This is a genomic window from Marinitoga hydrogenitolerans DSM 16785 (assembly GCF_900129175.1).
Classification (GTDB): domain Bacteria; phylum Thermotogota; class Thermotogae; order Petrotogales; family Petrotogaceae; genus Marinitoga; species Marinitoga hydrogenitolerans.
The window spans coordinates 122,791-148,991 of record NZ_FQUI01000001.1 but is presented as its reverse complement, the minus strand read 5'-3'; the positions used below and the strand labels follow the sequence as shown (position 1 = coordinate 148,991).

Below are 26,201 nucleotides of genomic sequence, written 5' to 3'. Positions count from 1 at the left end.
TCAACCCAGATTGTTTTTTATTAAAATATCTATTAATCTTTCAAAGGATAAACCGTATGCTTTTGCAGATTGTGGTAAATCGCTTAGTTTCGTTAATCCTGGTATTGTATTTGCCTCAAGTATATAATATTTATTATCTTTAATAATTGCATCTATTCTTGCAAAATCTTTTAAACCTATAGTTTTAAATATTTTTTTAAAATCCATTATAATTTTATTTTCAAGTTTTTTGTTTATTTTTGCAGGCACTTCAAAGTCTGTCATGCCTTCAGTGTATTTTGCTTCAAAATCATAAAATTCTTTTTTTGGTTTTATTTCCAATATAGGAAGAACGATAATTTTTTTATTTATTTCTATTATACTCACAGAAATCTCTCTTCCGTTGATAAATTCTTGAATAATTATTTCCCCATATGTTTTTAATTCTTCATTCAAATGTTTTTTGTACTCATCCAAATTATGGCATATATGAATACCTAAACTTGATCCGCTTTTCCTTGGTTTTATTATTAGTGGAAACGAAAAAGGCGGATTTATATATTTTGTTGTTGAATAATATTTTGGGACATAAAAATTATCTTCAATATTCTTTATGAAAGTTAATTTATCAAAAGTATTTTTTGAAACTATAGAATTTGAACCAACATATTTAATATTTAATTCTTCTAATTTTTTTTGTAATGTACCATCTTCACCTTCAAATCCGTGAACAACATTAAAAACAAGATCTATTTTTTGATAAATTGCTAAGAATTTATCAAATTCATTTTTTAAATCATATTTTAAAACAGCATAATTTAGCTTTTTTAAAGCTTTTTCTACATTTTTTGCACTGAGTTTAGAGATTTCTCGCTCATTAGAATTGCCCCCGTATATTAAAGCGATATTATATTTCATCCAACTCACTCTCTTTATAAAAAGTTTTTTCTTCAGGGCAGTATAGCATTTCTTCTTTATTTTTCTTTTTATAAAATAATGGACCATTACATGAGGGACATCTATAATTAGATGGTTCATCCCAGAACATTTCTCCACAATCATTACATTTATAATATATTTTACCTTTTTTACTTTTTAATTTACCAACGGTATTTCCACATTTAGGACATTTTCCTCGTGCAGGTAATGGAGCGGTATATTTGCATTCTGGGTAGTTTGAACAGGCGATAAATTTTCCAAATCTTCCACTTTTTATAATCAAATCTCCTCCGCATTTAGGACATTTTTCTCCGGTTTTTTCTTCTTTACCTTTTTCAATTGAAGCAATTATTGTGTTTTCAGGGATATATACCATCTTATCAATAGTAACTCCTAAAACATCTTTTGGTAGTCCTTTATTTTCATCACATTTAGGACATTTTAAATATAACCCATATCTCCCAAATTGTAATTCCATATCAGCTTTACATTTTTCGCATTTTATATTGGATTTATAATAAAAATCTAAAGCTTTCTCTTTCATTTTTTTCTCTGTTTCTATTAAAAATTTTTCAAATTCACTATAAAAATCTTTTAAAACATCTTTCCAAAAAACTTCACCTGATTCTACTTTATCTAACTCTTCTTCCATTTTTGCGGTAAAGCTAATATCCACTATTTCTGGGAAATTTTTTTCTAACAGGTCTGAAACAACAAATCCAACTAATGTAGGTAAAAGATTATTTTTCTGTTTAATAACATACTTTCTATTCAATAATGTGGTGATAATTGTTGCATATGTAGAAGGTCTTCCAATTCCTTTTGATTCCATTTCTTTTACAAGTGATGCTTCTGTATATCTTGAAGGTGGTTTTGTTTCATCTTTTTCTGCATTTAATGTTATGGGCTTTAAGATTCCCTTTTCGGGTAATTCGTATTTTTTTTCTCCGAAAGATGCACTCCAAAATTTTTCAAATCCATCAAAAATACGTTTTTTTCCTGTAGCTTCAAAGATATACTTTTTTGAATTATCTGTAATTGTATATGTTTTTTCTAAATATTTTGATGGCGATGATTGAGATGCCATAAATCTGTTCCATATTAAAGTATATAGTTTTAATAAATCGCCAGAAATTAAAGATTTGGCTTTTTGTGGATCCATGTATACATCAGTTGGTCTAATAGCTTCATGAGCATCTTGGATTTTTTTCTTTGTTTTTTTAATTTTGAAATTTCCAATATATTCTTTTCCAAAATTTTCATTTAAATAATTTGTAGCTTTTTTTTGTGCTTCTTCTGAAATCCTTGTAGAATCTGTTCTCATATAAGTTATAAAAGCAGTAGGGCCATCTTTTGTTTCAACACCTTCATATAATTTTTGTGCTATTTGCATGGTTTTTTTAGAAGACCATCCATATTTGGATATAGCGCTTTGTTGTAATGTACTTGTTATAAAAGGTTGAGGGGGATTCTTTTTTGTTTCTTTTTCTATAACGTTTTCTATTGAATATGTTGTATTTTCTAAGTCTTTTAATATTTCATTTTTCTTTTTTTCTGTAATACTTTCTTTTTTAAATTTTTTTCCATTGATTTTGACTAAAGGTATTTCTTGTTCCATATATTTCAAAAAGATTTTATAAAATTCTTTTGGTTTAAATCTAAAAATTTCTCTTTCTCTATCAACTAAAATTTTTAATGCAGCTGATTGAACCCTTCCAGCACTTGTATTATAATTTTTTAATATACGCCATAGTATTGGACTAATTTTATACCCAACAATTCTATCCAATATTCTTCTGGCTAATTGTGCTCCAACTTTATTATCATCTATTTTTTTAGGAGAATTAATAGCTTCTAATATAGTATTTTTCGTAATTTCAGAGAAAATAATTCTATTTTTTTCATTTTCGTCTAAATTGAGTAAATGGCTAAGATGCCATGCAATAGCCTCACCTTCCCTATCCATATCAGGTGCAAGATATACTTTTTTTCCTTTTGTGACCTTTTTTAATTCAGAAACGACCTTTTCCTTTCCAGGCATTAATTCAAAGTCGGGATTAAATCCTTTTTCTATATCAACGCCAAATTTTTTTTGAGGTAGGTCTCTTATATGCCCTTTAGATGCAACAACAGTATAGTCAGCACCTAAATATTTTTCTATCGTTTTAGCTTTTGCTGGTGATTCAACTATTACAACATTTTTAGCTTTTTTTTGCATTATTTGTCCTCCATTTTTGTTATTTTAAATTTTCTTCCGAGATTTTTATGATAATCAGTCCATTTGAGATTATTGGATTCTTCTATATGATTTTTTACCTGTTCAACTTTTGAGCTTAGATTGTCCGCAAAATGAAGAATAAAAGCTTCAATTGTTTTAGGTACAATTGGGCTACCCCATTCTAATTCCCCATGGTGTGATGCAACCATATGCAAAATCTCATCTAATAATTCTTTTGGGAAATTATGTATTTTTTTTGCATATTCTGAAACCATGTGAATTCCAATTGCAATGTGCCCTATTAGTTCCCCGGCATCTGTTTTTTCTATACCGGACGGAGTTATCTTATATTCTTTAGTTTTACCAATATCATGAAGTAAAGCTCCAGCAATAAGAATATCTTTATTTACAATATTTATATAATTTTTAGCAATAGAGTCACATAGTTTTGCAACATCGATAGTATGCTCTAATAATCCATGTTTATATGCATGATGTACATTTATTGCAGCAGGAGCATGGGAAAATTCAGTATAAAATTTTTTATCTTTTATAAAAATGTATGTCAAGAGTTCTTTAATATATGGATTTTTTATAACTTCAATAAATGATTGTAATTCATCCTTTAATTGATGGATATTTTTAGAAGATGTTTTTATGAATTTTTCCTGGTTTATTTCATTTTCTTTTAATTTGTAGATTTCATAGTTTTTTTCTACATTTAATTGTAAGCGATTTTCAAAAACTACGATTTTTCCTTTTAGCCGAATAACATCACCAATATTAATATTTTTTGAATTTTCTCTTGCGTTGAACCAATCTATAGCTCTTAAAGTTCCAGTTTTATCGCTTATAGTGAAAAGTAAAAATTCTTTTCCATCTCTTGTAGTTTGCAATCTTTTACTTACAACCTTTCCTTCAATTTCTTTTGAATCATTTGGTTTTAATTCAGATATATAAGTTTCACTTAATAAATCATTTGTTAATTGACCTTTTTCTTTTAAAAGGTCGCCTAAATTCATACCATTATTATTCATTTTATGCCTCCTCTATATAAACGCGTGGAACTCTTTTTGTTATTTTTGACGTTATATCATAGTTTATAGTTCCAGCTAATTTGGCTAAATTTTCAGCATATAGCTGTTTTTCTTTTTGTTTTCCAATTAAAACAACTTCTTCACCCAATTTAATTTCTGGGATTTTAGTCGTTTCAACGACAAACTGATCCATACATACTCTTCCTATTATATTACATATTTCACCTTGGATTAAAACATAACCTTTATTTGAAAGTTGTCTGAAATATCCGTCTGCATATCCTACTGGGATAGTTGCAATAGGAATATCTTTATCAGCAAAAAAAGTTCTACCATAACTTACACTTTCGTTTTTCTTTAAAATACCGATTCTTGCAACGATGCTTTTCCAAGTTAATACAGGTTTTAAATTTTTTTCAATTTTTATATCTGAAGGTTGAAGACCATAAGTGGCTATGCCAGGTCTTACATAATCCAGAGAATATTCAGGAAAAAATAAAGAAGCTGCGGAATTTGATATGTGTTTTATGGGTATATTTATATTAGCGTTTTCTATATAATTTACAGCATTTATATAAAGTTCATATTGTTCTTTAACAAAATCATCCAGATTATCAGCAGTTGCAAAATGCGAGTATATCCCATGTATATTTAAATTATAATCTTTAATTATTTTAATCATTTTGTCTAAATCTTTGATATTTAATCCCATTCTGTTCATTCCTGTATTTATATTTATATGGAGTTTAATGTTTTTAATATCTTTCCCAAAATAATTTATTAATTCTTCTAACTGATCCAATGAACCAATAGTATATATAAAATTTTCAATATTTTCTTTTATATATTTTGGTGTAACATAATTAAATACCAGTGTTTCTATATTAACCCCATTTTTTTTTATTTCTATTCCTTCCCCTAAAAATGCAACAGCAATTAAATCTACTCCAAAATCGTAAGCAGCTTTTGATAATTGAATTGCACCATGGCCGTATCCATCAGCCTTCAAAACAGGAATTATATTTGATTTATTTCTATCTTTTATTAATTGAAGGTTGTGCAAATAGTTATTAATGTTTATTTCTACAAAAGTTTTTCTGTCAAACATAGGACACCCCCTGTTTAATTTAAAGCTATATAATAATAATAGATAAAGGTTAAAAAAAAGTTACAATATGCTGTAAAGAAAAAGTTTTGTATTTTAATTAGTATGTTCTTGACAATATTGACTTAATAATATACAATAAAATTACAAACAGATGTTTATTTATAGGAGGCGGGAATTAATGAGGGAAGAACTATGGGAGTGGAAATATCAAAAGCTTGGAGAAAAGGTTGTTGAGAGATTAAAGAGAAAAAAACATGATGCTTATCTTGTTAATAAAAAAACAGATGTTGTGCCATTGTTAAAAGATATTATGAAAGAGAATTCAATGGTTGCTGTTGGTGGAAGCCTGACGCTATCAGAATGTGGAGTATTGGATTTTTTGAGAAATGGAAATTTTAATTTTTTGGATAGATACAATGTTAAGTCAAAAGATGAGTTAGAAAATATATATTTTGAAATGTTTAAAGCAGATTATTTTTTGTGCAGCGCAAATGCAATAACAGAAGATGGAAAAATTGTTCAACTTGATGGTAATGGTACAAGAGTAGCTCCTATGATTTTTGGTCCGAAATATGTGATAATTATAGCAGGTATGAATAAAGTGGTTCCTGATTTGGAAAGCGCAAATAAAAGAATTGAAAATATATCACCTATGAATTCAAAGAGATTAAATTTTGATACACCATGTACTTATACAGGAAAATGTGATGATTGTAATTCCCCAGAGAGAATTTGTATTCACAGGGTTATAGTGGAAAGTGGTGTTCGACATCCTGGGAGATTTAAAATAATTTTAGTAAAAGAGGATTTAGGATTATAACTGATTATCTTTATGTTAGAATATATATTTGAAGATATTTTAAAAAAACGTAACAAAAAGTAAATAATTAAAGATTATAATTATTTCGCACACGAAATATTCGTGTGCGAAATAATTTTTTAAGATGATGAATTCGAGTAAAAATATTCTTATGTAAAAATATTCTTATAAAGAGGTGGTTCAATTGAATAAAAGTTTTGAGATTATTGTTTTAATAAAAGAGATAAAAGAAAATTTCAAAAAATTTATGTCAGAACATTTTAACAATATGCAATTTACGCATTCTCAATGGATGTTATTGGGAGTTTTAATGAAGAATGGAAACATGAAAATTAGCGATTTAAGTAAAAAAATGGGATTATCTAATAGTACAGTTTCAGGAATTATAGATAGGTTGGAAAATCAGGGATTTGTGAAAAGGGTAAGAGATGAAAAAGATAGAAGAAAAGTTTTTGTTGAGATAACAGAAAAATTTAAGGAAATTGCTGAAAAAAGCCATATCAATGTTGAAAAGCAAATGGAAGAGATGTTGAAAAATGTACCAGAAGATGATTTAGATAAAGTTATTGAAGGATTAAAAATATTAAATAATATTTTGGAGGAGAGATAAGATGCTAAAGATAATGAAGTATTTAAAGCCATATACTTTATATTTAATATTAGCGATAGCATTATTATATATTCAAGCGATGACTAATCTTGCATTGCCGGATTATATGTCGGATATAGTAAATGTTGGTATTCAACAAAGTGGTATAGAAGATACCTTACCAAAAGCACTTTCTAATACAACTATGAAAAGATTATTTATGTTTATGGATAAAGCAGAAAAAGAACTTGTTTTAAAAAATTATGCATACATAAAAAAAGGAAGTAATGAATATATATCACAATATCCATTATTAGAAAAAGAGGATATTTATGTAAGGAAAAATTTTTCTAATGATTCAAATCTGGAAAAAATATTAGCTAAATCATTTATTGCAGTAAATGCAATAGAAAGAGGAGAAACTGAAGGTTTAAAAATAAATAAAAACTCAAAATTGGATATATTTAAATTATTGATATTTTTGCCTTTAAATCAAAGAATTGATTTTGCAAATAACATATATGAAAAAATAAATATATTAGGGGATGAGATGGTAAAACAATCCCTTATTCAGTCAGTGAAAACAGAATATGAGAAATTAGGAATAGATTTATATAATTCTCAAAAGAAATATATATTAAAAACAGGGGTATGGATGCTATTAGTGACATTAATTGGTGTCATAAGTGCTATAATTGTTGGATTGTTAGGTTCTAAAACAGCAGCAGGTTTAGCGAAGGATTTAAGAAAGAAAATTTTTTCAAAGGTGGAGAATTTTTCTGGAGAAGAAATGGATAAATTTTCAACAGCTTCATTAATTACAAGAACCACAAATGATATTACTCAAATACAAAATTTAATGGTTATTTTAATTAGAATAGTGTTTTATGCACCAATACTTGCAGTTGGTGGTTTGATTAGAGCACTTGATAAAAGTCCATCTATGTCATGGATAATAGGGGTTGCAGTAATATCTTTATTGGTGTTTATAGGGATAATATTTGCATTTGCATTGCCTAAATTTAAATTAATACAAAAATTAGTTGATAAGCTTAACCTTGTTTCAAGAGAAAGTCTAACAGGAATGATGGTTATAAGAGCATTCAATACCCAAGAGAGAGAAAAAAAGAGATTCGATGAAGTAAATAAAGAGTTGACAAAAACAAATTTATTTGTAAACAGATTGATGGCTTTTTTGATGCCTGCAATGTTATTTGTTATGAATGGAACAATGTTATTGATTGTATGGGTAGGAACACATAAGATAGATAATTTTAACTTACAGGTTGGAGATATGATGGCATTTATACAATATGCAATGCAAATAATATTTTCATTTTTAATGATGGCAATGATATTCATTTTATTTCCAAGAGCATCGGTTTCTGCATCGCGTGTTGCGGAGGTTTTAGAAGTAGAACCGACAATAGTGGATCCTGAAAAACCTAAAAATATTAAAAAACCAAATGGTAAAATAGAATTTAAAAATGTATATTTTAAATATCCAGGCGGAGAAGATTATGCATTAAAAAATATAACCTTTACAGCAATGCCAGGTCAAACAACAGCTATTATTGGCTCTACTGGTTCAGGGAAATCAACACTTATTAATTTAATTCCAAGATTTTATGATGTTGATAAGGGACAGGTTTTAATAGATGATATAGATGTAAGAGAATTAACTCAAAATGAGTTAAGAAAATATATAGGGTATGTTCCTCAAAAATCTGTTTTGTTTAGTGGAACTATTGAATCAAACATAAAATATGGAAATGAAAATTTAACAGATGAAGAAATGGAAAAAGTTGCAGATGTATCAGAGTCTCTAGAATTTATTAATAAGCTACCAAAACGATTTAAAGAAGAAGTTTCTCAAGAAGGTAAGAATTTTTCTGGTGGTCAAAAACAGAGATTATCTATAGCAAGAGCGCTTGCAAAAAAGCCTAAAATTTTAATTTTTGATGATAGTTTTTCTGCGCTTGATTTTAAGACAGATTTATCTGTTAGAAAAAAGATGAAAGAATATACTAAAAACAGTACTATAATAATAGTTGCTCAAAGAATATCTACAATTATGAATGCTGAACAAATTATTGTATTAGATGAAGGTGAAATAGTTGGTAAAGGAACACATGAGGAATTAATGAAAACATGTTCAACATATAGAGAAATAGCTTATTCTCAGTTATCAGAGGAGGAGTTAGCATGAGCAAAGAGCAAAGAGGAAATAGAGGACCAGGTGGAGGTCCAATGATGCGTGGACCTGTTGAAAAGGCAAAGGATTTTAAAGGTACAATGAAAAGATTAATAGCATATTTGAATCAATATAAATGGACATTGTTAATATCAATACTCTTTGCTATGGCCAGTGCGATTTTTTCTATAGTAGGACCTAAAATTCTTGGAAAGGTTACCACGAAAATATTTGAAGGTGTTATGGGAAAAATAATGGGTAAGGCAGGAATAGATTTTTCATATATAGCAAATACAATGATAATACTTCTTGGCATATATGTATTAAGTGCTTTGTTTGGATATATTCAGGGATGGCTTATGTCAGGAATTTCTATGAAAGTAACATATAATTTAAGAAAAGAGATTATGGAAAAAATCCACAAAATGCCTTTGAAATATTTTGATGGTACAAATCATGGTGAAATATTGTCGAGAATTACAAATGATGTAGATACAATAACACAAACATTAAATCAAAGTTTATCTCAAATTATTACTTCAATCACAATGATTATTGGTGTTGTAATAATGATGATAACTATTAGTTGGCAAATGACTTTAATAGCATTAATAGTTTTACCTATATCTGCTGGGTTAATGATGTTTATTATAAAACATTCTCAAAAATATTTTAAAAAAAGACAAGAATATCTTGGGCATGTTAATGGGCATGTAGAAGAAATGTATGGTGGGCATGTTATTGTAAAAGCTTTTAATGGTGAAGAGAAAAGTATAAAAAAGTTTAATATTATGAATGATGAGTTATATAAGTCCGAATGGAAGTCTCAATTTTTGTCAAGTATGATGATGCCTATAATGAATTTTGTAGGAAATCTTGGATATGTAATAGTTGCAGTAATGGGAGGTTGGTTTGTAGTAAAAAGGATAATAGAGGTTGGAGATATACAAGCTTTTATACAATATATGAGATCATTTACACAGCCGATAGCTCAAGTTGCAAATATTTCTAATATATTCCAGCAAACAGCAGCTTCAGCAGAACGTGTTTTTGAATTTTTGGATAAAGAAGAAGAAATAGAAGATAAAAAAACAACGATAGATTTAAAGAAAATAAAAGGAAAGGTAGAGTTTAGAAATGTGAAATTTGGATATAATCCGAAAAAAATAGTAATAAAGAACTTTTCGGAAATTATTCATCCTGGACAGACTGTGGCAATAGTAGGTCCAACAGGTGCAGGAAAAACAACTTTAGTAAAATTATTAATGCGATTTTATGATGTAAATGATGGAGCAATTTTAATAGATGATTATGATATTCGAGAATTTTCAAGATATGATTTAAGATCATTATTTGGAATGGTGTTACAGGATACATGGTTATTTAATGGAACTATAATGGAAAATATTAGATATGGAAAATTGGATGCAACGGATGAGGAAGTTATAGAAGCTGCAAAAATGGCACATGTAGATAGTTTTGTTCACGCTTTACCTGGGGGATATAATATGGTTATTAATGAAGAAATAAATAATATTTCTCAAGGAGAAAAGCAGTTAATTACTATTGCTAGAGCTTTTTTAGCCAATCCTAAAATTTTAATTTTAGATGAAGCTACAAGTTCTGTTGATACAAGAACAGAGTTAAAGGTGCAACAGGCTATGGAAAGGTTAATGAAAAACAGAACGAGTTTTGTAATAGCACATAGATTATCTACTATAAAAAATGCAGATTTAATAATTGTTATGAATGAAGGAGATGTTATAGAACAAGGAACACATGATGAATTGCTTAAAAAGAAAGGATTTTATGCGAGTTTGTATAATGCCCAGTTTGAACTTGCGGAAGAAATATAATAAATATAAAAGGATGCCTTTTTATATAAGGGATCCTTTTTTCATAAAAATTAATACAAAAGATAAAATCTTTTGTATTTTTAATGTAATATGCTATAATTTATAAAAAAAGATTTGAGAGGTGTAGAATGCGTAAATATGATGAATTTCATAAAAGTGTAATGGTAGAAGAAGTGCTAAAGTTTTTAATAACTAAAGACGATGGTATATATGTAGATTGTACAACGGGTGAAGGTGGTCATATAAAGGCTATTTATGAGAAAACTAAGGGAAAAGCCAAAATTATAGGTGTTGATTTAGATTATGAAGTTCTTGAAATTGCAGAAAAAAGATTAAAGGAAATAACGGATAAAATAGATTTTTTTAAAGCTTCTTATACGGATATAGACATAGTTTTACATGGTTTAGGAATAGAGAAAGTAGATGGTTTTTTAATGGATTTAGGAGTCTCAACATTCCAATTAAAGGGTGAAAATAGAGGATTTACATTTATGAAAGACGAACCACTTGATATGAGAATGGATCCGGATTCGGATTTTACAGCATGGAATGTTGTAAATGAATATTCGGAAGAAAAATTGTCTAAAATTATTTTTGAGTATGGAGAAGAATTTAAGTTTGCGAGAAGAATAGCGCGTAGTATAGTTAATTCTAGACCGTTAAATACAACTTTTGAATTAGTAAATTCAGTAAAAAGAGCTTTACCGCCAAAAGAGCGATATAGAAGAAAAAGACATTTTGCGACAAAAACATTTCAAGCTATTAGAATAGAAGTAAATGGTGAATTTAATAATATTAAAACAGCACTTGAAAAATTTCCGAAATTTTTAAATACAGGCGGAAGGATATGTGTGATTTCTTTTCATTCTCTAGAAGATAAGATAGTAAAGAACTTTTTTAGAAATCATTCAGAGTTGAAACTTTTAACAAAAAAACCAATATTACCTTCTGATGAAGAAATTAAAGAAAACCCCAGAGCAAGGAGTGCTCGAATTAGGGTGGCCGAACGGATTTGAAAGGGGGCTGAACTATGGAAAAACAATTAAAGTTTTTTCCTGGTGTAAACCAAAAAACGATACAACAGGTTAAAAGTATCTCTGCTACATTTGTAATTTTTTCTTTTTTGATTATTACTATAATCGGATTTGTGATTTCAACCTTGAATTTTGGCAACAAAATACAAACGTTGAAAAATAACGTTTCTGTTCTAAATTCGAGGCTTTCAGACTATCACACAAAAATTCAAACAGTTAGTACAGAACTTGAGTTTTATAAACAGGCACTTATTGTGATGGAGGAAGATTAATTTTGTGCTACGCAGACGATTAACACTTATCACTATTATTATTCTGTATCTCGTATTAATTTCCTATGTTTTGTTTTTGAAATCATATGAGGTAAATGAGAGTTATAAAATAAATGAAAGTAGTAAAAAATTAGCGACCTTAACAGACGAAAAAGGTCGCATTATTGCTGTTGACAAAACAATATATGAAGTATGGTTAGATTTAGAAACTATAAAAAAAAGAGATAAGTTAGAAAAGTTAGAGTCTCAATTAAACCGTTTTTTAAAAAAAGAAGATTATAAAAAAACACATGTATTATTAGGAAAATACAGTGATATTCTTGAATTGAAAACGTACATACCTGATAGTATTCTTAGATATTCGAGAATTTATAAAACGTATGAAAGAATATATAATACATCTTATGATTTGAGGAAAAATGTAGGAGAAAAAGGGAAAACGGAGTATGGAATTGAACCATTTTTATATGAAATGGGACTATTAGACAGTAAAGAAAGAATCAAATTATCTCTAGATTTGAAATTGCAAAAGATTGCTTATGAAGAATTGTCTGATATGATAAGCGAACAAAATGCAGAAGGCGGAACTGTGATAATAATGGAAACAAAAACAGGAAAAATACGGGCAGCTGTTTCAAATTATCCTTGGAATATGGCGTTTATGGGGTATATAGAACCAGGATCTACGATGAAACCAATAATTTATTCTATTGCTCTTGAGGAAGGATTGATTTCACCATATCAAAAATTCGAATTGTCCTATAATATTACACCAGTCCCAGATGTAAATTTTACTATAAGTGAGGTGGAGGGACATTATTTTACCAATATAGATGCAAAAGATGCCATTGCATATTCGTCGAATGTTGCTGCAGTAAAAGTAATGCAAAAAATCATAGAAAATTTTTCTAATGATTGGTTATATAATAAATTGGAACAAATGGGATTTGGAGAAAAAACGGGAATAGAGTTTAAAAAAGAGATTTCTGGAGTTTTTAAAAAACCTAAAAGTTGGTATAAGATAACACCTTATCAAATTGCAATAGGTCAAGGAATTGGAGTTACACCTATTCAATTAGTTTCAATATTTAATATTTTTGCTAATGAAGGGAAATATATAAAACCGACATTTTTAGAAAATAAAGATAGTCAGGGTTATCAAATATTTTCTCCTGAAATAGCAAATTTAATGAGAGATTGGTTAAGATATACTATGCTTAAAGGAACTGCCAGAAAGGCGTATAAACCTGGAGTTTTAATAGCTGGAAAAACAGGAACAGCTCAAAAAGCTATTGCTGGCAAAGGATATTCTGATAAGTATTATTCATTATTTGTAGGTTTTTTCCCGGCATCAAAACCAAAATATACAATAGTATCGATTATAGATGATCCCAAGAAAGAATATTATGGAGGAGAAGTAGCAGCACCTGTTGCTACAAATATATTTTATAGATTAGAAGAATTTAAATATCCAGAGAGAGTAAAATTTTTTGATGGTTATTTGCCAAATCTTAAAGGTATGAAGTTAACGGAGGCTTTATATATTTTGAAATCTTTAGGAATAGATGAAAAAAGGATAATTTTATCTGGTAAAGGAAATTATGTTTTAAATCAAAAACCAAATGTTTCTTATGAAATAGATAAAATAGATTATGTGATATTGTATTTAGGAGATGAAAAAGATGGAAAAAATATTAATATTCGGTGATTCTAATATAAAAAAAGAAATGGCATTAAAACAGCTATATGAAAAAGAATTAAATATTGTGAAAATTTCTCCAAACTCTCAAAATCCAATTAATGAGATTAAAAATAATATGCAATCTAATTCGTTATTTGGGGATAAAAAAATTTTAATAATAAAAGATTTTGATAAGTTTAATAAAAAAGAACAGAATGAAATTTCTAAAATTATTAAAGAATTTTATTCGGATAGTATAGAAAAATTAATCATATTAAGTAATACAAAAGTTAAATCGGATTTTAATAAACAAATAGAATGTAATCTTCCAAAACCATGGGAAGAAAAAAAATGGAAAGATTATGTAAAAGAAATTGCAAGTTTTTTTAATAGTGAGATACAAGATGATGCGATTCAATATATTTTGGAGATGTATGGAAATAATGATAATTATTTATTTGAAGAGATAAGAAAGATGTCTATATATTCTAATGGATTTATAAAAAAAGAAGATGTGAAAGAAATTGGATTTTCGTATGTCAATATAGATTTTGAAAAGTTTTCATATTTATTATCCTCTAAAAGAAAAGAAGAGGTTTTAGAAGTAGCAAAAAATTTATTATCTTCTCAGGATTTTAATATTATTTTTCTATTAGGATATCTTTTTAAATACTTTTTTGATTTATATCGTGTTATAATTAGTGTAGAGCAAAAAAAGAAATTTAGCTGGCCTGAAGTTCAAAAAATATCTCAAGTAACAAATGTCTCGAAAATGAGGGTAAAAAAATTTTTAGGCGTAAAGTTTAAAAATGAAAAAGATTTTTATGCAAACCATACACTTTTTTATAGTAAAAAAGATATAATGAATATTATTATTAAATTAGAGGAGTATGATAAAATGGCAAAGTCAGGAGAGAAAACAGATTTAATATTAATGAATTTAATACAAAATATATGTAGGTGATAATATGGGTTTGGGGAAGAGTATATATAATTTAACGAATTTATTTACAATTTATAGATGGAATAACAGACCGGCTTTATTAAGGTTTACTGAAGCGGATAATGTTTTTCATAGTCTTTTATTAGAATTGATAGCCATAGAATTTCTAAATAAAAAAGGTAAAAACTTATCTATTTCAAATAATATAAAAGCTAAGATTTTTAAAGAATTGCCGAAAATTATATTATCCGATGTTTCTTTAGATACTAAAAAAAGAATTTTGAAAAAGGATGAAAAAATTTGGGAAAAAGTACTTCAAAAGAGCTATAACGAGTTAAAAGAAAATAAGATTATGCAATTTTTTGAAGCTGATTACGATAGGAATTTTGAGGGGTATGCTAATTTTATTGATTTAATGGTATCACTAAAAGAAATTGAAATCAATAGTCGAATATTTCCGGAATATTTCGAGGCTCCCAAGCAAGAAACAGAAAAAAAATTGAGAGATTTAAGGTTAAAATTACCATATATAAATGATTTAGAAAATATACTAAATTACGTGTTAAAGACTTCAACAAGAATGACAACTATGTATAGATGGAATAAAAATTATAGAAATATAAAAAGCTCAGTATCTTCGCATACTTTTATGGTAATTTCATCTTCAATTATATTTTATTATTTAAATAATAATAAAGATAAACAGTTATTAGATGAAATAATAATTGCAAGTGTTTTACATGATTTTCCAGAAGCATTTACCGGTGATGTGATTACACCCACTAAAAAGAAAGTTGAAGGATTAGAAAATATAATATCGAATATTGAAGAGGAAATGATTGACGAATGGTTGATTGGCGATGAAGACACTGAAGAAATTTTTAATAGATTTAAGCATTATATGATTAATCCGTTTGAAGGAGAATATGGAAGATATGTACGTACATCAGATTTATTTAATGCAATGCTGGAATGTGCTATTGAGATTAAAGCGGGAAATTCTCAAATATTATTTAGAGAAGCTTTTTTTAGTATGAAAAAAGAATTGAAAAAATTTGAATTTGATTTTATATATGAACTCATTGATGAAATAGAAAAAATTACATTTTTTAATTAAATTTACATAAAAATTCTTAATATATATTAGTAATTAAATACTAATGAAAAAAGGGGGGGCAATATGTTATATTACGTTATTATTGTGCCATTGATAGCATTAGCAGTTGCAATGTTTAATTATTTTTCTGTATTAAAACTTGATGAAGGAACAGATGAAATGAAAGAAGTGGCGTTAGCTATTCGTGAAGGAGCTAAAACATTTATTAATCATGAATATAGAACTATAGGTATATATGTTGTTTTTATAGCGATTATTTTAATGGTTGTAACAGATATCAATGTTGGAATAGCTTTTGTTTTAGGTGCTGTAATGAGTGGGAGTGCTGGTTATATAGGAATGAAAATGGCTACAATTGCAAATGTTAGAGTTGCTAATGAAGCTCGAATTACAAAAAATATGGGAAAAACACTTAAAGTAGCTTTTCAAGGTGGAAGTGTAATGGGACTTTCTGTTGCTGGATTTGCATTGTTGGGATTAATATTGGTTTATATAATTTTTGGAATTTGGAGGGGTCAATTAAATAAAGAAAGCATAGTTGTGGTAAAAAATTGGTTAGGTATAAGTTATATACCTTTTGCAATGACTATATCAGGATATGCTCTTGGATGTTCTATTATAGCAATGTTTGACAGAGTAGGAGGGGGTATATATACAAAAGCAGCAGATATGGGAGCAGATTTGGTTGGTAAAACAGAATTAGCTTTACCCGAAGATGACCCTAGAAATCCTGCAACAATTGCAGATAATGTAGGGGATAATGTTGGAGACGTCGCAGGATTAGGTGCTGATTTACTGGAAAGTTATATTGGAGCTATAATCTCTTCTGTTGTTCTAGTTTTATATGCGAGTTTTCTAATTTCAAAGGATGTAAAGGAAATTTCTTATATTACAACTTATAAATTATCGACATATCCAATTATTTTTACAGTATTAGGACTTATAGGAGCTATTATAGGAATATTATATGTAATATTCAAAAAAAGTTCTAACAATCCACATAAAGAATTAAATATGTCATTGCTTTCTTCCGCGGGATTAACAATAATATTTACATTAATTTTTAGCATATATTATTTGAAAGACTTACCAAGTGATGAATTAAAATTAATGGGATTTCGTTTTGGAGTATATTCCCCATGGCTTTCTGCAGTGGTGGGTATTTTTTCTGGTATAATAATAGGATTATTAGCTGAATATTATACTAGCGACAAATATCGACCTACTCAGGAATTGGCGGAATTTGCAAAAGGTGGGCCAGCAATTGTAATTTCAAAAGGGATGGCTCTTGGTATGAAAAGTGTTTTATATCCAGTATTTATGTTGATGTTTGGAATTTTAATATCTAATTATTTTTCAGGATTGTACGGCGTAGCAATGGCAGCAATGGGAATGCTTTCGTTTGTAGCGGCAACTGTGTCAGTTGATTCATATGGTCCTGTAGCTGATAATGCTGGTGGGATAAGTGAAATGGCAAAATTAGAGCCTGAAGTTAGAAAAATAACAGACACTCTTGATTCAGTTGGTAATACAACTGCAGCTATTGGTAAAGGATTTGCTATAGGTTCGGCTGCATTTGCTGCATTATCTTTGTTTGCTTCATTTGTTTATTCTCAAATAAATCCTGATATGCAAGTGGATTTAAAAAGTCTTTTGAATATTAATTTAATTAGTCCGAAAACAATAGCTGGTGCATTATTCGGAGCGGCATTACCATATTTCTTCAGTGCGTATTTAATAGATGCAGTTGTGAATGCTGCAGAAAAAATGGTTGAGGAAATAAGAAGGCAATTTAGAGAAATACCTGGTTTAATGGAAGGTAAGAGTAAACCGGATTATAATAGATGTATAAAAATTAGTAGTGATGGAGCTTTAAAGGAAATGAAGACTCCCGCCTTGATTGCTGTATTAACACCTTTGATTTCAGGATTTATTTTTGGTGTTGACTTTGTTGGTGGTTTATTAGCTGGAACTACATTTAGTGGAGTTATGTTAGCAATTTATACAGCAAATTCAGGAGGAGCATGGGACAATGCCAAAAAATATATTGAAAATGGTAATTTAGAAGGTGAAGGTAAAGGTTCTGAAGCACATAAGGCTTCGGTTGTTGGAGATACTGTTGGAGATCCTTTAAAAGATACAGTGGGACCTTCTCTTGATATATTAATAAAAATAATGGCGGTAACTTCCTTAATTACTGTTTCAATGTTTAAGGTATATCATTTATTTTAAATTTTAGGAGCGATTATATTGGAAAAATTTCAGGTTTTTTTTAGAGAAACATTATTTGGTAAGGAATATTTAAAAATAATTAATGATAGAACTTTCCGTGTAAGAGTCACGGAAAGTTCGGTTTTTCATTATAAGTCATATTTAGAAATATTGAAATCATTAGAACCTTTAAATGAATTTGGATTGATGTTACCAGAAAAAATAGAATACGATAATGAAGAATATCGTATATTTACAGAGTATTGGAATGAAATACCAATAACAGAGATAGATATAGATGAGGAAAAATATTATAATATTTTATATACAGTATATGATTTAACAGATAGAGTAACTCATTCGACCAATATAATAATTCCATATATTTATCTAGAAGATATTTTTATTGATGAAACTAATAATGTCACTTTAATGCCATCGGTATTCATACCTCGAAAATCAGATAATATTATTATAAATAAAAAAAAGAGCGAAGAAGGTGTAATCGAGTTATTAATAAATTTTTCAACAACAGTATACAATTTGATGAGTGAAAAAACTGAATTGGTGAAAGAGTTTGTAAAAACATTAAAAAACAATTCTTTTGAATGTGTTCATGATTTATATGTATTTTTATTAAAAACTTTTAATTATAGATTAAAAAAAAATAAAATTAGAATTCCGCATTTTATCAATAGAGAGAGCGAAAGAGACAGGATTTTAGAAGTTCTAGGAAAAAAACATATTTATATATATGGACCTCAAAGAATTGGAAAAACAAGATTAATAGATTTTATGGAATTTAAATTTAAAGAATTAAACTACAATATAATTAGAGCACGGAATGTTAAAGATATATTTTCTGGAGATATTAAAGTTCCAGAAAGTATGAATATATTTTATTTTCTAAATTTTATTGAATTGTTGAGACAAGGGAAAAAGGATTTTAAATTAATAATGATAGTAGATGATTATCAGGATATAAATATTAAGTTTAAAAATTTTATTGAGGATATAATTAATAAAAACTTTGATTTTCCATTTTCTTTAGTTTTAATGTCACATGTTGCTCCAACAGTTGAATTTGAAAATATTGAATATATTGAATTAAAACCATTCAACTTAAAAAAGACAGAAACTTTGTTAAAAATAATCCTTTCAAGTGACTTTTTAAAAAAGTATCCAGAAATAGTGGATATAATATATAATTTATCTGATGGTTATCCGGGTAATATTTATCAAACCATAAAAGATTTAAATATGCTTGAAATAATAAAAATTGAAAATGGAAAATATGTTTTTTACCCTGAAAAATTGAAAGTAAAAAAAATAATAGATTTAGCAGAAGAAAAGATTGACAACATTCCAGATAAGATAAAACAGGATTTGAAATACTTATCGACGTTAGGATTTAAATTTACAGTGAATGAAATCAAGGATTTGGAAACATATTTTAAAACATCTTTTGATAATACTATAATTTATGCACTTGAGAGAGATATTCTTTTGAAAGAAGGAAATGAGTATAGGTTTTTCAATTTAATATATCAGGATTTATTTCATAATAGTTTATCCATAAAAGAACAAGTAAATATTCATATGTACTTATGTAAGAAAAGTATTTCTCTTGAAAAGAAGATATTTCATTTAAAAAATGCTAGAAAAATTAAAAGCACAATAGCTTTGATTATAAAAGAGATGAGAAAATCGATCTTTGAATGGAAAAATTTAAATTTTATAGATTATGGGTTTAATGAAATAAAAAATATTACAGATGATATACCTCTTTCAACAATTGCAATATATTTATCTAAAAAATATTTTTTCAATGAGTTCAGTGATGATTTAAAAGAGTATATTGAAAAAATAAAAAATAGCAAAGTATACGAATATATTGCATATTTGTTTTTAAAATATTCAGATGAAGATAAATTAAATAAAAAGTTACTCGAGTGGATAAATGATAAAGAAACAACAGATTATAAAAAGGTCTTATATATTTATTATTATTTAAATTTAAATTTCTCTAAATTGGAGAAAGAAGAAGTATATGATTATTATTTTATGGTTGAAAAAACATTTTTAAAACACCGAAATCTTCATAAATTTAAAACTATTAAAGGTATGCTTTTAAATATGTTAGGTATAAAAATGGAGACAGAATTGCCAGAATTAGCTGTAAAATATTATAATGATGCTTTAAGTATTTCATTGGAAGTAAGGTATAAACGACTAACACAGATAGTATATGCAAACCTGGCGATCCTCTATGAAAGTTTGAATTCTAATCTTTCAGAATATTATAACAGGAAAGTTTTAGAGATATCAAAAGAAATAGGAGATTATCAAACATATAATAGAATATTGATAAATATTGCTAATAATAAATTATATAAGGGAGAAATAAAGGAGTTTTTTGATTTAATAAATAAAGCTGAAAGATATTCCAAAATAAATAAAGATTTTAATAGTTATATATTTGCAAATGATATAAAAAATTATTATTTCCTTTATGCAAAAGATTATGCAAACTTAGAAAGTAATTTAAGAAAAATTACAGAATATTCTAAAAATAAGCCATTTCTCAAAGATAGCATAGAAGGTATTAAGGATAATATTCATATTTTAAAAGCACTTATTGAAAAAGATAGGCCATTTTTTTCTAATCGTAAATATAAAGACAAAGTGGTTAAAAATGAATTTTTTCAAAATTTTTATAATATTATCTTTGAAAATGATGAGAAAATCGTTTATGATGCATGGTTATTTTTTAAAAATAATCCTGTAATTTATCTTAAGGAAGAAATGGTAAGTGCTGCAGCAGAAAAAATTTCACATTATTCTTTTTCTGAAGAGTTTGAAAAATGGGTGTTAGAATTAATAAAAGAATTTAAAAATAAGAAATTGTCTATAGCTTTACTATATGAAGGGTTAGGTTATTTTTATACTACGAAAAAAGAAAAATTTAAAGCATTGAAATTTCTTAGAAAAGCGCAAAAGACGTATGATGATTTGATGATGAAAAACAGATTTGAAGAAATAAATAAGTTTTTAATGAAAGAATTTAGGCTTCCCATGTTTATATACGAAGAAATTTATTCAATGGAATACAACATAGAAAAATATAATTATAATAATTTAATATCCAAAATAAAATCATATGAAAAAATAAATAATTTAATTATTGAATTATTGAAATCAGATTCTCCAAAGTATTTAGTTGAAAAAATAGGGGAATTTTTAAGGGATAAATATCCTATAAATGAAATATTAATAAGAATAATTACCAAAGATTATGAGGTGGAATATAATTTTAATTTTAAAAATGAAAAGGATTTAAAAAACGATCAGTTTTTTATAAAACCATTAAAATTATCATATATTTCAGACTATAAAGATTATAAATACTATATATATTTATCAAATTCTAATATTGAACTGAGTCAAAAAGATGCGGTTGATATTTTAGATAATATAATAATAATTGAGGATGTATTATATTCTATTTTAGATAAAATAACACATTATGAACATAGCATTTTAGATCCTTTGACAAATGCATATACAAGAAGATATATGGAAAATAAACTAAAAGAGCTACATGGATTATATGAAAGGTATAAATTTGATTTTTCAATAATGTTAATAGATTTAGATGATTTTAAAAAGGTAAACGATAAATATGGTCATCAAAAAGGAGATGAGGTTTTAGTTGAATTAGTAAAGTCTTTAAAAAAGCATTTAAGAGATTTTGATATGGTTTGTAGGTATGGTGGAGAAGAATTTTTATTAATTTTGCCAAATACCAGTTTGGAAGATGCAGAAAAAATAGCTAAAAGATTACTCAAAGATATAAATAAAGATTTGTTAGAAAAAACAAAATTAAATATTACATGTAGTATAGGGGTTTCTTCGATTTCGGAAATCATTAAAGAACCAAGACTTAAATTATTAATAGAAAATGCAGATAAAGCACTTTATAGAGCAAAAAATAATGGAAAAAACCAAGTTGAAGTTATATGAGAGGAGATTAATATATGTTATTGGATTTGCATTGCCACAGCACTTTTTCTGATGGAACATTATCTCCTAAACAACTTGTAAAAAAAGCAAAAAATTTAGGTATAAAAATGTTTTCAATTACAGATCATGATACAATAAATGGTCAAGATGAAGCTATTAAATTTGCAAATAAAATAGGCTTGAAATATATAGCAGGAGTAGAAATTAATGCTGAATTTCCAACTTTAATGGATGTACTGGGATACAATATTGATATAAATAATGATTATTTAAGAACAATTCTCGAAATAATATATAATAAACGAATTGAAAGAAATAAATTGATGATAAATTTGTTAAAAAAAGAAGGATTTAAAATTGATATAGAGGATCTTGAAGGTGTTTCCTTGAATACAATAGGAAGGCCCCATATAGCAAGAATATTACTAAAAAAGGGTTATGGTACATCTGTGAGTCAAATTATAGAAACATATTTAACAAGAGGTAAAAAGTGTTATATAGAGAGATTTAAATTTTCACCGAAAAAAACAATTCAAGCAATAAAAAAAGCTGGAGGAATTGCTGTTTTAGCCCATCCTAAGAAATTAAGATTATCTAACATTCAATTAGAATTGCTTATAAACGAGTTAAAAGATTACGGACTTGATGGAGTTGAATGTTTCCATTATTCAAGTGATCCGCATTATACAAATTTTCTTATAGATTTAACTAGAAAAAATGGATTGTTGGTGACAGCGGGAAGTGATTTTCATGGTTCCAATAAGCCATATGTTTCATTAGGTGTTTATGTGGAAAATTTTGTTATACAGGATACTATTAACTATTTTGTTACAAATTATTATAAAAAAAGCTAATCTTTTTTCTGTTATATCCGATAATATAATTAGGAAAGTATAATCAGGAAAGGAGTCCTAATGGGGGTGTAATTATGGGTGAAATGAACAGGATAAATGGAGATTTTTCAAGTTTTATAGATTCGCTTACAAAAGATATAAGTTTTTCAAGAAAAATAGCTAATAAAAGAATACCTTCTGAATTGGAAAAGAATACTAAAAGTAATAATACAATTAACTTAGATACAAAAAAACTTTCAAGAGTTATAGAGGAAAAATTAAATAAATTAAAAGAGATTTTTAAAGGTGAAGTAAAATTTGAAGTGAATGATGATGTTAATATGATAATAGTTAAAATCATTGATAAAGATTCAAAAAAAGTAATTAGGCAAATTCCACCTGAAACAGCTGTAAAAATGGCAGAAATGCTGGATAAATTAGAAGGTATTTTTCTCGATGAACGTGCGTAAATAGAGGTGATTAAAAATGAGTGAAAATAGTTATCTTGGAACTTTTCAATTTGGTGGAATAGCAAGTGGATTAGATACATCATCTATTATAGATCAGTTAATGTCAGTAGAAAGGAAACCTTTGGAAAGGTTACAAAATGATTTTGAAACATTACAATTAAAACAAAAAGCGTGGGAAGAAGTTGATTCAAAACTCAGTGACTTCTGGGATTTCCTTGCTACTTTTAAATTAAAAAGTAATTTAATACCAAAAACCGTTCAAGTAAGTGATGAAAATGTTTTGTCAGCAACAGCGTCAACATCGGCAACTAATACAAATTTTAAGGTTAAAGTTAATTCTTTATCTTCGTCAACATCTTTAACTCCTAATAATACATTAGGAAATATTCCGGACTTAACAACACAATATTATCAATTAAATGGAAGAACAACACCTGTGGCTGGGACATTTACATTAAAAGCCCTTGATTCTTCTGGTAATGTATTGGAGACTTTAAATATTAATTTTTCAGGAACTGATACAATAGGAGATATAATAAATCAAATTGATACAAATTCAACATATTTTACAGCATCTTTAAATAATGGGAAATTAAGAATTGAAGAAAAAGTTGGGCAGGAAGGAACTGTTGCGAATATATTATTAGGAGATTCATCAGATACCAGTAATTTTGTAGAAGTTTTTAATCTTGAAGGATCAGATTATGTGCCTGGTGGAGCAACAGCTGGTTATATAGAGAGTACAGTACATGTAGGTGCAATAAATACATCTAAATTGTTATCAGATATAAGCCCAGATGTCACTTCTGGTATAATAAGAATTAATGGGACTGAGATAACAGTTAGTTCAACAGATACAGTTGGAGATTTAATTGCAAGAATAAACGCATCAAATGCTAATGTAATAGTATGGTATGATGAGAATGAAGACAAACTCATGATAAGAAATAAAGAGGGTGGTCCTCAATCAATAACTATTGAAGATGGGGATTCTAATGGAAATAATTTGACAAATGTTCTTGATGATTTGTCGTGGGTTGATAGTGGTGGAAATTATTTAGGAACTATTATTCCTGGTAGTGCGGCAAATGTTGAAATAGACTTAGATGGTGATGGAACAGCAGATTTAACCAAAACAACATGGGGTAATACTGTAGAATATAATAATGTCACACTAAATTTAAAATCAATATCTACTGGATGGGTAGATGTTCAAGTAACTCAAGATGTGGATGCAACATATGATAAGATAAGCGAATTTGTTGACAAATATAATGAGATTATAGGATATATATATGACAAATTAAATGAAGATGCAGTGAAACCAGAGAAAGGTGAAACGTTATCTGAAGAGGATAAAATTAAAGGTGTTTTAAAAGGTGATGATAATTTAGAAGATATTTTTAATTCGTTAAGAGACATGGCTTATGGAGTAATATCGTGGTCTTCTGATGTAGACATGGCTTATAGATCTTTATATGAAATTGGCATAAATTCAGGTGATGCCGGAGGTACTTATGAAAACACTATGAAAGGTGTTTTGCAAATTAATGAAGACAAATTAAAACAAGCAATTCAAAATAATGCAGAAGAAGTCTGGAAATTATTTGCTTATGAAGATTCTAATAATAAAGGTATTGCAATACAATTTAAAGATTATATATGGGAAACAACAAAATTTGGAGGAACAATAGACCAAATTTCTGGAACTACAGGAACAATAGGGCTTGAAATGAGAGATATAGCCAAAAGGATGACGTCTTTAATAGATCAACTCCAAAGAAAAGAAGCTTATTATTGGCAAAAGTTTTCAGCAATGGAACAATCTGTTTCTCAAATGCAAGCACAAGGGTCATGGATAATGAGTGCATTTGCTAAATAAATAAAATATAAATAACTGGAGATAGGATATCTATCTCCAGTTATTTATTATTTTCCTGGCATTATCTTCATCTTTTATCATTTGATTAATAAGGTCTTTTTTAGAATTAAATTTTATTTCATCTCTAAGAAACTTTAATACCTCAACTTCTATTATTTTATTATATAAATCACCAAAATAATCTAAAAAATAAATTTCAACTTTAGGTTCTTTTATATTTTCATTAAAAGTAGGTCTTAATCCAACACTCATAAGTCCATAGTATTTATGAGGATTATTTTTTACACCGCCTTTTACCAGGTACACACCATATTTTGGATAAATAACCTCTTCTTTATATCTTATATCTATATTAGCAGTAGGAAATCCCAAACTAAAACCAACATGCCGATCTTCATAAACAGGCCCTTCAATTGTCCAAATTCTACCCAATAAATTATTAGCTTCATCTATATTTCCTGCAAGTAAAGCTCTTCTAATAAATGTTGAACTAATTCTTGTTTCTGAAGTTTTAATGTCTTTGAGTACTTCGACGAAAAAATTATTTTTATGTTGTTTTGCCAAAAGGTAAGAAATATCCCCTTTTCTGTCTTTTCCAAAAGTAAAATCTTCACCACATATAATAGCTTTCATACCATTTTTCAAAAGGAATTTCAAATATTCTTCATGGGAAATATGTATAACCTTAGGAAGCTCAAAAACTTCTGTTTCAAATCCATAATTCATTAATATTTCTTCTCTTTTATAAGATGGAATAATAACTCCGCTAAAATTTCCAAAATATTTTGAAGCGGGATATTTCATGATATAAGCTTTTGGGATTAAATTGTTACTTTTTGCAATTTCAAGTGTCTTTTTGATAATAACCTGATGCCCTTTGTGAACACCATCAAAAGTACCAATAGTTACAGCATAATTCATTGCCTCACCTCTATTTAATATTAAATGGTTAATTATATTATTTTATTGAAATCCGTAAATCTTTAGCGCTAATT

At 27.5% G+C, this 26,201-nt stretch carries 19 protein-coding genes; 14 read left to right on the top strand and 5 right to left on the bottom strand.

The genetic code is table 11. The annotated features are described in order from the left end of the window. Genes BUA62_RS00685 through alr form a run of 4 tightly spaced genes read right to left on the bottom strand, consistent with a single transcriptional unit; the run spans position 1 to position 5,281 of the window. Positions 1–897, bottom strand: a complete 897-nt coding sequence (locus tag BUA62_RS00685; protein ID WP_072862367.1) for a D-alanine--D-alanine ligase family protein — start codon at positions 895–897, stop codon at positions 1–3. Further along, on the bottom strand, positions 887–3,136 hold the full coding sequence (gene topA / locus BUA62_RS00680) for a type I DNA topoisomerase (RefSeq protein ID WP_072862365.1): 2,250 nt from the start codon (positions 3,134–3,136) through the stop codon (positions 887–889). The genes BUA62_RS00685 and topA overlap by 11 nt, the downstream gene beginning before the upstream one ends. Continuing rightward, a complete protein-coding gene (locus BUA62_RS00675; protein WP_084670629.1) occupies positions 3,136–4,173 on the bottom strand; it encodes a 3'-5' exoribonuclease YhaM family protein in 1,038 nt (345 codons plus the stop codon). Before BUA62_RS00675 ends, topA begins: the two co-directional genes overlap by 1 nt. 1 nt (position 4,174) lies before the next feature. Continuing rightward, the gene (gene alr, locus BUA62_RS00670) at positions 4,175–5,281 is read right to left on the bottom strand and encodes an alanine racemase (protein ID WP_072862363.1); all 1,107 of its coding nucleotides are present in this window, start codon (positions 5,279–5,281) and stop codon (positions 4,175–4,177) included. A 178-nt stretch (positions 5,282–5,459) separates the two neighbouring features. Here alr and BUA62_RS00665 point away from each other — a divergent pair, with 178 nt between their 5' ends. From BUA62_RS00665 to fliD, 14 genes are all read left to right on the top strand, one after another. Then, the gene (locus BUA62_RS00665; RefSeq protein WP_072862361.1) at positions 5,460–6,101 is read left to right on the top strand and encodes a lactate utilization protein; all 642 of its coding nucleotides are present in this window, start codon (positions 5,460–5,462) and stop codon (positions 6,099–6,101) included. A gap of 184 nt (positions 6,102–6,285) precedes the next feature. Then, a complete protein-coding gene (locus tag BUA62_RS00660; RefSeq protein ID WP_084670628.1) occupies positions 6,286–6,711 on the top strand; it encodes a MarR family winged helix-turn-helix transcriptional regulator in 426 nt (141 codons plus the stop codon). Between the two features lies 1 nt (position 6,712). Beyond that, the gene (locus tag BUA62_RS00655) at positions 6,713–8,899 is read left to right on the top strand and encodes an ABC transporter ATP-binding protein (RefSeq protein ID WP_072862357.1); all 2,187 of its coding nucleotides are present in this window, start codon (positions 6,713–6,715) and stop codon (positions 8,897–8,899) included. Further along, positions 8,896–10,740, top strand: coding sequence for an ABC transporter ATP-binding protein (locus BUA62_RS00650; protein WP_072862355.1), 1,845 nt, complete (start codon positions 8,896–8,898; stop codon positions 10,738–10,740). The genes BUA62_RS00655 and BUA62_RS00650 overlap by 4 nt, the downstream gene beginning before the upstream one ends. 128 nt (positions 10,741–10,868) lie before the next feature. Beyond that, entirely contained in the window at positions 10,869–11,756 is an 888-nt protein-coding gene (gene rsmH, locus BUA62_RS00645; protein ID WP_072862353.1) for a 16S rRNA (cytosine(1402)-N(4))-methyltransferase RsmH, read from the top strand. A gap of 14 nt (positions 11,757–11,770) precedes the next feature. After that, complete coding sequence (locus BUA62_RS00640; protein WP_072862351.1) at positions 11,771–12,046, top strand: hypothetical protein; 276 nt, start codon at positions 11,771–11,773, stop codon at positions 12,044–12,046. 4 nt (positions 12,047–12,050) lie between these two features. After that, entirely contained in the window at positions 12,051–13,754 is a 1,704-nt protein-coding gene (locus tag BUA62_RS00635) for a penicillin-binding transpeptidase domain-containing protein (RefSeq protein ID WP_143148295.1), read from the top strand. Beyond that, positions 13,729–14,691 carry a DNA polymerase III subunit delta gene (holA, locus tag BUA62_RS00630; RefSeq protein ID WP_072862347.1) on the top strand — a complete coding sequence of 321 codons (963 nt, stop codon included), beginning with the start codon at positions 13,729–13,731 and terminating at the stop codon, positions 14,689–14,691. Before BUA62_RS00635 ends, holA begins: the two co-directional genes overlap by 26 nt. A 4-nt stretch (positions 14,692–14,695) precedes the next feature. Continuing rightward, entirely contained in the window at positions 14,696–15,787 is a 1,092-nt protein-coding gene (locus BUA62_RS00625) for an HD domain-containing protein (protein ID WP_072862345.1), read from the top strand. A gap of 63 nt (positions 15,788–15,850) precedes the next feature. Further along, positions 15,851–18,019, top strand: coding sequence for a sodium-translocating pyrophosphatase (locus BUA62_RS00620; RefSeq protein WP_072862343.1), 2,169 nt, complete (start codon positions 15,851–15,853; stop codon positions 18,017–18,019). Positions 18,020–18,037: 18 nt separating this feature from the next. Then, positions 18,038–22,021, top strand: coding sequence for a GGDEF domain-containing protein (locus BUA62_RS00615; RefSeq protein WP_072862341.1), 3,984 nt, complete (start codon positions 18,038–18,040; stop codon positions 22,019–22,021). A gap of 14 nt (positions 22,022–22,035) precedes the next feature. Next, positions 22,036–22,875 carry a PHP domain-containing protein gene (locus tag BUA62_RS00610; RefSeq protein ID WP_072862340.1) on the top strand — a complete coding sequence of 280 codons (840 nt, stop codon included), beginning with the start codon at positions 22,036–22,038 and terminating at the stop codon, positions 22,873–22,875. A gap of 74 nt (positions 22,876–22,949) precedes the next feature. Continuing rightward, positions 22,950–23,324 (top strand): flagellar protein FlaG, encoded by a 375-nt coding sequence (locus BUA62_RS00605; RefSeq protein ID WP_072862338.1) that lies wholly within the window; start codon positions 22,950–22,952, stop codon positions 23,322–23,324. 16 nt (positions 23,325–23,340) lie between these two features. After that, positions 23,341–25,206, top strand: a complete 1,866-nt coding sequence (gene fliD, locus BUA62_RS00600; protein ID WP_072862336.1) for a flagellar filament capping protein FliD — start codon at positions 23,341–23,343, stop codon at positions 25,204–25,206. A 30-nt stretch (positions 25,207–25,236) separates the two neighbouring features. On the opposite strand, the gene ribF is transcribed toward fliD, so the two are convergent. After that, complete coding sequence (gene ribF, locus BUA62_RS00595) at positions 25,237–26,127, bottom strand: riboflavin biosynthesis protein RibF (protein WP_072862334.1); 891 nt, start codon at positions 26,125–26,127, stop codon at positions 25,237–25,239. Between the last annotated feature and the right edge of the window lie 74 nt (positions 26,128–26,201).